12 protein-coding genes are annotated in these 12,182 nt (G+C 61.5%); 8 read left to right on the top strand and 4 right to left on the bottom strand.

The annotated features are described in order from the left end of the window. On the bottom strand, positions 1-1,099 hold a 1,099-nt coding region (locus FEM54_RS11950), incomplete at its 3' end, for a patatin-like phospholipase family protein (protein WP_138451021.1). 29 nt (positions 1,100-1,128) lie between these two features. After that, positions 1,129-2,064: a lipid A biosynthesis lauroyl acyltransferase gene (locus FEM54_RS11945; RefSeq protein ID WP_017137854.1), complete on the bottom strand. Its 936-nt coding sequence runs from the start codon at positions 2,062-2,064 to the stop codon at positions 1,129-1,131. Between the two features lie 118 nt (positions 2,065-2,182). Between FEM54_RS11945 and minC the strand changes: the two genes are divergently transcribed. The 8 genes from minC to FEM54_RS11910 all read left to right on the top strand — a co-directional run bounded on the left by minC (position 2,183) and on the right by FEM54_RS11910 (position 10,381). Beyond that, positions 2,183-2,920 carry a septum site-determining protein MinC gene (gene minC, locus FEM54_RS11940; RefSeq protein WP_138451019.1) on the top strand — a complete coding sequence of 246 codons (738 nt, stop codon included), beginning with the start codon at positions 2,183-2,185 and terminating at the stop codon, positions 2,918-2,920. A gap of 200 nt (positions 2,921-3,120) precedes the next feature. Then, the gene (gene minD, locus FEM54_RS11935) at positions 3,121-3,933 is read left to right on the top strand and encodes a septum site-determining protein MinD (RefSeq protein ID WP_003209098.1); all 813 of its coding nucleotides are present in this window, start codon (positions 3,121-3,123) and stop codon (positions 3,931-3,933) included. A gap of 3 nt (positions 3,934-3,936) precedes the next feature. Then, complete coding sequence (gene minE / locus FEM54_RS11930) at positions 3,937-4,191, top strand: cell division topological specificity factor MinE (protein ID WP_003175252.1); 255 nt, start codon at positions 3,937-3,939, stop codon at positions 4,189-4,191. Positions 4,192-4,286: 95 nt separating this feature from the next. Next, on the top strand, positions 4,287-4,922 hold the full coding sequence (locus tag FEM54_RS11925; protein WP_099487231.1) for a pseudouridine synthase: 636 nt from the start codon (positions 4,287-4,289) through the stop codon (positions 4,920-4,922). Between the two features lie 196 nt (positions 4,923-5,118). Beyond that, positions 5,119-6,408, top strand: a complete 1,290-nt coding sequence (locus FEM54_RS11920) for a M18 family aminopeptidase (protein ID WP_138451017.1) — start codon at positions 5,119-5,121, stop codon at positions 6,406-6,408. A gap of 183 nt (positions 6,409-6,591) precedes the next feature. Then, positions 6,592-6,768: a hypothetical protein gene (locus FEM54_RS33990; protein ID WP_017137858.1), complete on the top strand. Its 177-nt coding sequence runs from the start codon at positions 6,592-6,594 to the stop codon at positions 6,766-6,768. Positions 6,769-6,840: 72 nt separating this feature from the next. Further along, positions 6,841-9,006: a mechanosensitive ion channel family protein gene (locus tag FEM54_RS11915; RefSeq protein WP_138451015.1), complete on the top strand. Its 2,166-nt coding sequence runs from the start codon at positions 6,841-6,843 to the stop codon at positions 9,004-9,006. A gap of 55 nt (positions 9,007-9,061) precedes the next feature. Further along, positions 9,062-10,381: an amidohydrolase gene (locus tag FEM54_RS11910; RefSeq protein WP_138451013.1), complete on the top strand. Its 1,320-nt coding sequence runs from the start codon at positions 9,062-9,064 to the stop codon at positions 10,379-10,381. A 70-nt stretch (positions 10,382-10,451) separates the two neighbouring features. Here the strand turns inward: FEM54_RS11910 and FEM54_RS11905 are convergent, their stop codons facing one another. After that, positions 10,452-10,676, bottom strand: a complete 225-nt coding sequence (locus FEM54_RS11905) for an MbtH family protein (RefSeq protein WP_017137860.1) — start codon at positions 10,674-10,676, stop codon at positions 10,452-10,454. Between the two features lie 82 nt (positions 10,677-10,758). Next, entirely contained in the window at positions 10,759-12,153 is a 1,395-nt protein-coding gene (locus FEM54_RS11900; protein WP_138451012.1) for an aspartate aminotransferase family protein, read from the bottom strand. Between the last annotated feature and the right edge of the window lie 29 nt (positions 12,154-12,182).

Below are 12,182 nucleotides of genomic sequence, written 5' to 3'. Positions count from 1 at the left end.
ACTCCTCACGTTTTGCCAGCGCGTCTTTCCTGCCCAGTTCAATCAACTCGCTGCAATACCCCGCCTCGAACAACAAGTAACTCAACACCCCCGCCCCACTGGTCTTGGTCGCCCCCGGACCGCGCAAGAACAGACGCAACGCCGCCGGCAATTCCTGCCGATGCCGCGCCGCGATTTCATCGATCGGCTGGCTGGGCGCAATCACCAGCACCTCTACCGGCGCCAGCCCAGGCGCAACATGGCTGAATTGGTTCAGACGCTCCAACAGCTCAATATCGCTTTCCAGGCTGTCAATAAACGTGCTGTTAAGCATATGCCCACCAATCTGCGCCAAGGTCGGCTCCTGGCCAGTGTAAGTACGTTGCACCGAAGGTTCATTGCCACGCGGGTTGCCGCTCACGCCCACCACCAGCACCCGGCTGGCACCCAGGTGCAAGGCCGGGCTGATGGGCGCGGATTGGCGCACGGCACCGTCACCAAAATATTCCTGGTCGAGTTTGACCGGCGCAAACAGCAAGGGGATCGCGGAGCTGGCCAGCAAGTGCTCAACCGTCAGTTGGGTCGGCACACCGATGCGCCGATGGCGCAGCCAGGCATCGATCTTGCCGCCGCCCTGATAGAAGGTCACCGCTTGCCCGGACTCATAACCAAAGGCCGTGACCGCGACTGCATGCAGATGCTTGTTGCGGATCGCCTCATCAATGCCGTGCAGGTGCAGTTTGTCGTTGAGCAAGTCGCGCAACGGCGCACTGTTGAGCAACGCCACCGGCACCTGGGCACCCAGGCCCAACAGGCTATGGATAAAGAAACGGCTGGCCTGGAGCACCACGCCCGGCCAATCGCTGCGCAGCACCAGATGGCTGCGAAAGCCCTGCCAAAAGGCGGTAAGGCGTTGGATGGCCGCAGTGAAATCCGTGGCGCCACTGGCCAGGCTCACCGCATTGATTGCGCCGGCGGAGGTGCCGACAATCACCGGAAAAGGATTCGGCGCCCCCGGCGGCAGCAACTCGGCAATCGCCGCCAGTACGCCCACCTGATACGCCGCTCGCGCCCCGCCACCGGAAAGAATCAAGCCTGTGACCGGTTCAGCTGGGCGCATTGCGTCACTCCCTGGAAGAAAAGTAGCGGTTACCGGCGGCGCGGTTCGTACAGCTTAGCCTCGCCGGGCGGGCGGCTCTTGAAGCGCCGGTGCGTCCACAGGTACTGCTCGGGGCATTCGCGCACCGAGGCTTCGACCCACTGGTTGATGCGCAGGCAGTCAACCTCGTCGCTCTCACCGGGGAAGTCGGTCAGCGGCGGGTGGATCACCAGGCGATAACCGCTGCCATCGGCCAGGCGCTCCTGGGTGAAGGGCATCACCAGCGCCTTGCCCAGCCGCGCAAACTTGCTGGTGGCGGTCACGGTAGCGGCCTGGATGCCGAACAGCGGAACAAAAATGCTTTGCTTGGCGCCGTAGTCTTGATCCGGCGCATACCAGATGGCGCGGCCCGAACGCAGCAGCTTGAGCATGCCGCGCACGTCGTCGCGCTCTACCGCCAGGGAATCGAGGTTGTGCCGCTCACGGCCACGGCGCTGGATGAAGTCGAACAGCGGGTTGCCGTGCTCGCGGTACATGCCATCAATGGTGTGCTTCTGCCCGAGCAGGGCCGCGCCAATTTCCAGGGTGGTGAAGTGCAACGCCATCAGGATCACACCCTTGCCATCCAGATGCGCCTGCTTCAAATGCTCAAGCCCTTCGACATGGGCCAGGCGTGCCAGGCGCGATTTGGGCCACCACCAGCTCATGGCCATCTCGAAGAAGGCGATGCCGGTGGACGCGAAGTTTTCCTTGAGCAGCCGTTTACGCTCCTTGGCGGATTTTTCCGGGAAGCACAGCTCGAGGTTGCGCGCGGCGATGCGGCGGCGATCAGCAGCCACACGGTACATGCCGGCACCAAGTAATCGACCAATGGTCAGCAATGCACGGTAGGGCAACTGGGTAATCAGCCACAGCAGGCCGAGTCCCAGCCATAACAGCCAAAAGCGCGGGTGAAAAAATACAGCTCGAAAACGCGGGCGATCCATTACAGATTCCGGTAAAGACAAGGGCCGCGCATTCTACAACGTTCGACTCGGCTTGCGGCCCGTGGTTGTTATCGTTATAAGTCTCGACACTTTTCGTGACAAGCCGCTTTTGCCGACCATGAGCCAAACCGAACCGCTAGACCAAGATCCCGTGTTCCAGCTGAAAGGCAGCATGCTCGCCATCACCGTGCTGGAACTGGCCCGCAACGACCTCGACGCCCTGGACCGCCAGCTCGCCGCCAAGGTCGCCCTGGCGCCGAACTTCTTCAACAATGCCCCGCTGGTACTGGCCCTGGACAAACTCCCGGCCGGCCAAGGCGCGATTGATTTGCCCGGCTTGATACGCGTCTGCCGCTCCCACGGCTTGCGCACCCTGGCCATACGCGCCAGCCGTATCGAAGACATTGCCGCGGCCATCGCAATTGAACTGCCCGTATTGCCACCCTCCGGTGCCCGCGAGCGCCCGCTCGAACCGCTGGAAGGTGAAGTGAAGAAAAAACCGGAAAAACCGCCGGAACCTGCGGTCAAGCCTACAAAGATCATCACCTCCCCCGTACGCGGCGGGCAGCAGATTTACGCCCAGGGTGGCGATCTGGTGGTGATCTCCTCGGTTAGCCCCGGGGCGGAACTTCTGGCCGATGGCAACATCCATGTATACGGCCCCATGCGCGGACGTGCCCTCGCCGGCATCAAGGGCGATACCAAGGCGCGGATTTTTTGCCAGCAGTTGAGCGCTGAGCTAGTGTCCATCGCAGGCCAGTACAAGGTTTCAGAAGATTTGCGCCGTGATCCGCTGTGGGGGGCCGGGGTGCAGGTCAGCCTGTCGGGCGATGTGTTGAACATCATCCGTCTTTAACGGATACTGCCGCATTTTCCAAGCATCTCTAGACTCTGATAGCAAAGCGAAACCGGCAAGACTTGTGTAGGAATAATTGGAAGTTGGCGTTTCCCTGCGGAAATCACATCTTTTTCCTACAAAGGCTGTCCGCCTGCAGCGAGTTCCAAGAGATGTTTTTCAGGGGCTGAAAAGTCCTTTTTCCTTAGGGGTGAAACACCTTGGCCAAGATTCTCGTGGTTACATCCGGCAAGGGTGGTGTGGGTAAGACCACCACCAGCGCCGCTATCGGTACCGGCCTCGCTCTGCGCGGCCACAAAACAGTCATCGTCGACTTCGACGTCGGTTTGCGTAACCTCGACCTGATCATGGGCTGCGAACGCCGCGTGGTGTACGACTTCGTCAACGTGGTGAACGGCGAAGCCAACCTGCAACAGGCCCTGATCAAGGACAAGCGCCTTGAGAACCTGTACGTGCTGGCCGCCAGCCAGACCCGTGACAAAGACGCGCTGACCAAAGAAGGCGTAGGCAAAGTCCTGGCCGAGCTTAAAGAAACCTTCGAATACGTGGTGTGCGACTCACCGGCCGGTATCGAAACCGGTGCTCACCTGGCGATGTACTTCGCCGATGAAGCCATCGTCGTCACCAACCCGGAAGTCTCCTCGGTACGTGACTCGGACCGCATGCTCGGCCTGTTGGCCAGCAAGTCCCAGCGTGCCGAAAAAGGTGAAGACCCGATCAAGGAGCACTTGCTGCTCACCCGTTACAACCCTGAGCGCGTCAGCAACGGCGAAATGCTCGGCGTTGAAGACGTGAAGGAAATCCTCGCAGTGACCCTGCTGGGCGTGATCCCCGAATCCCAGGCGGTCCTCAAGGCTTCCAACCAAGGTGTTCCGGTGATTCTTGATGACCAGAGCGACGCCGGCCAGGCGTACAGCGATGCAGTTGATCGCTTGCTGGGCAAGACCGTGGAACATCGCTTCCTCGATGTTAAGAAGAAGGGATTCTTCGAGCGTATCTTTGGAGGCAACTAAATAATGAAATTTCTCGACTTCTTTCGCGCCAACAAAAAGCCAAGTACCGCGTCGGTAGCGAAAGAGCGTCTACAGATCATCGTGGCGCACGAACGCGGCCAACGCAGTACCCCGGACTACCTGCCAGCCTTGCAGAAGGAACTGGTCGAGGTGATCCGCAAGTACGTCAATATCGGCAACGATGACGTGCATGTCGCCCTGGAAAACGACGGCAGCTGCTCGATTCTGGAACTCAATATCACCCTGCCTGATCGTTAATCGAAAAGGCGGCCGCCACGGCGGCTCGATCACCTTGATCCCGTTTGGGAACCGGGTGGCCGAGCCGCCGTTGGCGTTTGTTACGAGGCTGTTTAATGCCGCTGTCCACTATTCATATCCTGCATCAGGACGCCGCCGTCCTGGTGGTGAACAAGCCGACCCTGTTGCTCTCGGTGCCTGGCCGCGCCGATGACAACAAAGACTGCCTGATCACCCGCCTGCAGGAAAACGGCTACCCCGAAGCCCGCATCGTGCATCGCCTGGACTGGGAAACCTCGGGGATCATCCTGCTCGCGCGGGACGCCGACAGTCACCGCGAACTGTCGCGCCAGTTTCATGACCGCGAAACCGAAAAAGCCTACACCGCCTTGGCCTGGGGTCAGCCGGAGCTGGACAGCGGCAGCATTGACCTGCCTTTGCGCTACGACCCGCCGACCAAGCCGCGCCACGTAGTCGACTATGAGTTTGGCAAAAACGCACTGACCTTCTGGAAAGTGCTGGAGCGTTGTGGCGATTGGTGCCGCGTGGAACTCACGCCGATCACCGGGCGTTCGCACCAGTTGCGGGTGCATATGCTGTCGATCGGCCATCCGCTGCTCGGTGATGGCTTGTACGCCCATGAACAAGCCCTGGCCGCCTGGCCACGCCTGTGCCTGCATGCGAGCATGTTGAGCTTTACGCACCCGCAAAGCGGCGAGCGGCTGCGCTTTGAGTGCCCCGCCCCCTTCTAAACTGAAAACACAGTCAAATGTGGGAGCTGGCTTGCCTGCGATAGCGATCTGTCTGTGCCAAATATATTGGCTTACACACCGCTATCGCAGGCAAGCCAGCTCCCACATTGGCCTTGCAGGGTTTTCAAGCGAGTAGCTTCACTTCAAATGTGGAGCCAATACGGTAAACTCCGCGCATTGCTGTCTGGAGCTATTTATGCGCGAAGCGTTGAATCAAGGCCTGATCGACTTCCTCAAGGCCTCCCCTACTCCTTTTCATGCCACTGCCGCCCTCGCCCAGCGCCTGGAAGCGGCCGGTTACCAGCGTCTCGACGAGCGCGAAACCTGGGCCACCGAGGCCAACGGGCGCTATTACGTCACCCGTAACGATTCCTCGATCATCGCCTTCAAGCTCGGTAAGCATGCGCCGCTGCAAGACGGCATCCGTATGGTCGGCGCCCACACCGACAGCCCCTGCCTGCGGGTCAAGCCCCAGCCGGAGCTGCAACGCCAGGGCTTCTGGCAGTTGGGCGTGGAAGTCTACGGCGGCGCGCTGCTGGCGCCGTGGTTCGACCGCGACCTGTCGCTGGCCGGCCGCGTGACCTTCCGCCGCGACGGCAAGGTCGAGAGCCAACTGATCGACTTCAAGTTGCCGATTGCCATCATCCCCAACCTGGCTATTCACCTGAACCGTGAAGCCAACCAGGGCTGGGCGATCAATGCACAGACCGAGCTGCCGCCGATCCTTGCGCAGTTTGCCGGTGACGAGCGGGTGGACTTCCGCGCCGTGCTCACTGAGCAACTCGCCCGCGAACACGGCCTGAACGCCGATGTGGTGCTCGACTACGAGCTGAGTTTCTACGACACGCAAAGCGCTGCGGTGATCGGCCTCAATGGCGATTTCATCGCCGGTGCGCGCCTGGACAACCTGCTGTCGTGCTACGCCGGCCTGCAAGCCTTGCTCACCAGCGAAAACGACGAAACCTGCGTGCTGGTGTGCAACGACCACGAAGAAGTCGGCTCCTGTTCGGCCTGCGGCGCGGATGGCCCGATGCTGGAACAGACCCTGCGCCGTCTTCTACCGGAAGGTGAGGAATTCGTACGCACCATTCAGAAATCACTGTTGGTCTCGGCAGACAATGCCCACGGCGTGCACCCTAACTACGCCGAGAAACACGACGCCAACCACGGCCCCAAACTCAACGCCGGCCCGGTGATCAAGGTCAACAGCAACCAGCGCTACGCCACCAACAGCGAAACCGCCGGGTTCTTCCGCCACCTGTGCATGGCCCAGGAAGTGCCGGTGCAGAGCTTTGTAGTGCGCAGCGACATGGGCTGCGGCTCGACCATCGGCCCGATCACCGCCAGTCACCTGGGCGTGCGCACCGTGGATATCGGCTTGCCGACGTTTGCCATGCACTCGATTCGTGAGCTGTGTGGCAGCCATGATCTGGCGCACCTGGTGAAGGTGTTGGGCGCGTTTTATGCGAGTCGCGATTTGCCCTGAGACCGAGGCGCGGCCATCGCAGGCAAGCCAGCTCCCACAGGGAATGTATTCCAATGTGTGGTGTGGGCTTGCCCGCGATGGCTGTTTCACTCACAGCCAACACTATCTGATTCACATCAACACCACTTTGCATAATCCGACCTAGACTTGTCAGTATTCCCACTCCGACAAGGCCGTCGCCCCATGATCTCCATGTCTTCGTTCCACGCCATGCTCATTCCCATCATCATCGGCATGATCCTGCTCGCGACCGGCTTCAACTTTCGCGACAAGCCGGTGGGTGTGTTTGGTATGTGGGTCGGTATGCTGTTGATCCTCGGCACTGTGGTTTACAAGATCCTTGCCAAACTGGCGGAATAACAAATGCACTCGCATTGGGCATAGCGGCCTCGTACACTCGGTCAATTCGTCGTTTTCAAGGTTGACCGCCTCGTGCTTTCCCGTCTCTTTGCCCTGCCCTGCTATTTTCTGATCGCCCTGCTCACGCTGCTGCCCCTTGCGCCAGCGCAAGCCGTGAGCCTGCCCGGCCTGCTGGGCAGCACCAACAAGACCCAGCCTCAGGCCGATGTGCCGCTGGACCAGTCGCTGGACGAGGTGATCAAGACCCTGGAAAACGACCAGCAGCGCACCCAACTGCTGAGCGACCTGAAGAAGCTGCGCGAAGCCACGCAAAAAGCCCAGCCCGCTGCCGAACAAGGCGTGCTCGGCTTGATCGGCAGCACCCTGGCCGAGCTTGAAGCCCAGTTTTCCGGGGCCGACAGCCCGTTGGGGCGCTGGTCCAACGAGATCGACCTGGCCAAGGAAGAACTCACGGCGCTGATGCTGCCGGCCACCGAATGGCTGCCGATCATTTTCGGTTTTGCCGTGATCCTGGCAGTGTGGAGCCTGCTGGCCGCCGCGCTGATCTGGCTCAGCCACCGTGTGCGAGAACGTTTCGGCCTGCCCGAAGAACTGCCGCAACACCCGCGTACCTGGGACATGGTGCGCTTCGCCCTGCGTAAACTGGGGCCGTGGCTGATTGCGTTGATCATCACGGTTTACCTCAGCTATGCACTGCCTTCGTCCCTGGGCAAATCCCTGGCGATGGTGCTGGCCTATGCGCTGGTGATCGGCACGTGTTTCTCGGCGATCTGCGTGATTGCCTTCTCGGTTCTCGACGGCCCACACCGTCACCGGGCCTTGTATATCCTGCGCCACCAGGCCTTCCGTCCGCTGTGGTGGATCGGCAGTTTTGCCGCCTTCGGTGAAGCCTTGAGCGACCCAAGGCTGGTTGCGGCGCTTGGCCAACATCTGGCCCACACCGCCGCGACCGTCGCCAATGTGATGGCAGCCCTGTCCACCGGCGTGTTTATCCTGCGCTTCCGCCGCCCGATCGCGCACCTGATCCGCAACCAACCGCTGTCGCGCCGCCTTACACGCCGTGCCCTCACCGACACGCTCTCGATCATCGGCTCCTTCTGGTACATCCCGGCGTTGTTGCTGGTGGGCATCTCGCTGTTCGCCACCTTCCTGTCGGCCGGCGACACCAGCACCGCGCTGCGCCAGTCGCTGCTGTGCACGGTATTGCTGGTGTTGTGCATGGTAATCAACGGGCTGGTGCGCCGCCATGCGCTCAAGCCGCAACGTGGGCACAAGCGCCACGCGCTGTACTCCGAGCGCCTGAAAAGCTTCGTCTACACCCTGGCCCATCTGGTGGTGTGGCTGGTGTTCATCGAGCTGGGCCTGCGCGTGTGGGGCCTGTCGATGATTCGCTTCACCGAAGGTGACGGCCATGAAGTCAGCGTCAAGCTGTTCGGCCTGGGCGGCACGCTGCTGTTTGCCTGGCTGATCTGGATCCTCAGCGACACCGCGATCCACCATGCCCTCACCCGCTCGCGCAAAGGCCTGGCCAATGCGCGTGCGCAGACCATGATGCCGCTGATCCGCAACGTGCTGTTCGTGACCATTTTTATCATCGCCGCCATCGTCGCCCTGGCGAACATGGGCATGAACGTCACGCCGCTGCTGGCCGGTGCCGGTGTGATCGGTATCGCCATCGGTTTTGGCGCACAGTCGCTGGTCGCGGACTTGATCACCGGCCTGTTCATCATCATCGAAGACTCCCTGGCGATTGATGACTACGTGGATGTCGGCGGCCACCTCGGCACTGTCGAAGGCCTGACCATCCGCACCGTGCGCCTGCGCGACATCGACGGCATCGTGCACACCATCCCGTTCAGTGAAATCAAGAGCATCAAGAACTACTCGCGGGAGTTCGGCTACGCGATCTTCCGGGTGGCGATCCCCTTCAACATGGAGATCGACGACGCCATCAAGCTGATGCGCGATGTCGGCCAGAAAATGCGCAACGACCCGCTGCAACGCCGCAACATCTGGTCGCCGCTGGAGATTCAAGGTGTGGAAAGCTTTGAGTCCGGCAGCGCGATCCTGCGTGCGCGCTTCAAGACTGCACCGATCAAGCAGTGGGAAGTGTCGCGGGCGTTCAACCTGTCACTCAAGCGTCATCTGGATGAAGCCGGGCTGGACCTGGCAACACCGCGCTTGAGCGTGCAGGTGGTGACCGCCGGTACGGTGCAGGAGAAAGATCAACAACAATAAACAAGGAGAGGTCTGTACGCGTTTAAACGGTCTGACACACCAATGGGTTTTCGGCATGCTGTGCGGGCTCGCCAGCAGCGCGGTGATTGCCGCCAGCAGTGGCCAGGGCAATGACCTGGAGAGTGCCCGGGAAGAAATCGCCGCCCAGGCCAAAATCCTCGAACCGGCGTTGCTGCAAACCCGCCGCGATATTCACGCCCACCCCGAGTTGGGCAATACCGAAACCCGCACCGCCGAACTGGTCGCCAAACAACTGCGCGACCTGGGCCTTGACGTCAAAACCGGCGTGGCCCGCACCGGCGTGGTCGCCATCTTGAAAGGCGCGCTGCCCGGCCCGACCGTGGCCCTGCGTGCCGACATGGATGCGCTGCCGGTCAAGGAAGTCGCCGACCTGCCCTTCGCCTCCAAAGCCAAAGGCAGTTACCTGGGCAAGGAAGTCGACGTGATGCACGCCTGCGGCCACGATGCTCACACCGCCATTTTGCTGAGCACCGCAAAAATCCTCAGCGGCATGCGTGAGCGCCTGCCTGGCACCGTGGTGTTTTATTTCCAGCCGGCCGAAGAAGGCCCGAGCGACTTTATCCCCGACGGCAAAAACACCTGGGGCGCGAAAATGATGGTGCAGGAAGGTGTGATGAAAGCGCCCAAGCCGGACGCGGTGTTCGGCCTGCATGTCTGGGCCGGTGTGCCTGCCGGGCAGATCGCCTATCGGCCTGGCCCGACCCTGGCCAGCTCCGATGACCTGCGCATCAAGATCCTCGGCAAACAGACCCACGCCGGCCGCCCGTGGGACGGCATCGACCCGATCACCGTCGGCGCGCAGACCATTGTCGGTTTGCAGACCGTGGTGAGTCGGCGCACCGACATCTCGTCGTTTCCGTCGGTGGTGAGCATCGGCACCATCAACGGCGGCACCCGCTACAACATCATCCCCGAGTCGGTGGACATGAGCGGCACCATCCGTTCCTACGACTACGGTATTCGCCAGAAACTGCACGCGGACGTGCGCCAGACGGTGGAGAAAATCGCCGAAAGCGGTGGCGCCAAGGCCGAAGTCACGATCATCGAAAAATACGACCCGACCATCAACAACCCGGCACTCACCGAAAAAATGCTGCCAAGCCTGCGTTGGGCAGCCAAGGATGATGTGGTGCAAGGCCCACTGGTGGGTGGCGCCGAGGACTTCTCGTTTTACGCCAAGGAAGCGCCGGGGTTGTTTGTGTTTCTGGGGGTGACGCCGAGGGATCAGGACATGAGCAAAGCGGCGCCGAACCATAATCCGGGGTTCTTTGTGGATGAGTCGGCGTTGGTGGTGGGGGTGCGGACGCTGGCGTCGTTGGCGACGGATTATCTGTATACCAACACAAAGCAGTAGCGAAGCGCTTTCTGTGGCGAGCGAGCTTGCTCCCTCGCAACAGAAAGCCCGCTCACAGTGCTCCGACGCATCAGCCAGCCAGCGCAGCGCCATCCATCTTCTGACGCAGGCTCAACGGGCGCATGTCAGTCCAGACTTCCTCAATGTAAGCCAGGCATTCTTTCTTCAGGCCGCTCTTGCCCACGGTGCGCCAGCCTTCGGGCACCACTTTGTAGTCGGGCCAGATGGAATACTGTTCTTCGTGGTTGACCACTACCTGAAACAGGATGTCGTCGCGGTCAAATACTGAGGTCATTGCTGTTCTCCATCGCTAAAAAACTGGCTGCGCACCACGCGCAGCACTGATATCTGTAGAAACGTACCAGGCCCGCTAAAAATTAGAGGCTGGCGACGGCTGCCGCCAAGGCGCGCCCGAAGATCTCGGCCACGCGGTCGACTTCCGCGGCGGTGATCACCAGCGGCGGCAGGAAACGCACCACGCTGCCGTGCCGGCCGCCCAATTCCAGGATCAGGCCACGCTTGAGGCATTCGCGTTGCACCAGTGGCGCCAGTTGGCGATGCACCGGCGGGTGGCCCTGGATATCGGGCATGCCATTGGGGTCGACCAGCTCAACGCCCAGCATCAGCCCACGCCCACGAATATCGCCCAGGTGCGGGAAGTCGCGCTGCAGGATGCGCAGGTGCTCAGCCAGGCGCTCGCCCATGGCTGCAGCGTGGCCGGCCAGGTCGTGTTCCTTGAGGTAGCGCATCACCGCCGAGCCTGCCGCCATCGCCATCTGGTTACCCCGGAAAGTCCCGGCATGGGCACCCGGCAGCCAGGTGTCGAGCCAGTCGCGATACACCACCACCGCCAGCGGCAAGCTGCCGCCGATGGCCTTGGACATCACCACCACGTCCGGGATGATGCCGGCGTGTTCAAAGGCAAACATCTTGCCGGTACGACCGAAACCGCTCTGGATTTCATCCACGATCAAGGCCACACCGGCCTGCTCGGTGATGCGTCGCAGGCCGCGCAACCAGTCGAGATCGGCCGGGATCACACCGCCCTCGCCCTGCACCACCTCGACAATCACCGCCGCCGGCAACAGCACGCCGGCTTCCGGGTCGTTGAGCAGGTTTTCCAGGTAATGCAGGTTGACCCGCACGCCTTCTGCGCCGCCCAGCCCGAAGGGGCAGCGATAGTCATAGGGGTACGGCAAGAATTGCACGCCATTACCCAGCAGAGCGCCCAAGGGTTTTTTCGGCCCCAGGCTGCCCATCAGGCTCAGCGCGCCCTGGCTCATGCCGTGGTAACCGCCCTGGAACGACAGCACCGTGCTGCGACCCGTGGCAGTGCGCACCAGCTTCAGCGCGGCTTCCACCGCGTCAGTGCCGGTGGGGCCGCAAAACTGAATTTTCGCTTCTTGCGCAAGCTTTGCCGGCAGCAGGCCGAACAGGTCCTGGACGAACTGGTCCTTGACCGGCGTAGTGAGGTCGAGCGTATGCAGTGGCAGCTCGTCACTCAGCACCTGCTGGATGGCTGCGATCACCACCGGGTGGTTGTGACCGAGCGCCAAGGTGCCTGCACCGGCCAGGCAGTCGATGAAGCTGCGACCTTCGACGTCTTCCACGTAGATGCCCTTGGCCCGCTTGAGCGCCAGCGGGATACGCCGAGGGTAGCTGCGGGCATTGGATTCCTGCTGACGCTGGCGGGCCAGCAGTGGGGTTTCTTCGAAGTGGTAGAGCGTTTCCACCGGTGGTGCGTCTTCGATACGGCTGGTAGCGACTGACATCTCTCGATCCCTCAATACGCGGGTAGGGG

Origin of the sequence: Pseudomonas edaphica (assembly GCF_005863185.1) — a bacterium.
In the GTDB taxonomy this organism is placed as follows: Bacteria; Pseudomonadota; Gammaproteobacteria; order Pseudomonadales; family Pseudomonadaceae; genus Aquipseudomonas; species Aquipseudomonas edaphica.
Note: the sequence above shows the minus strand (reverse complement) of the source record. Positions and strands in the feature narration are given on the sequence as shown.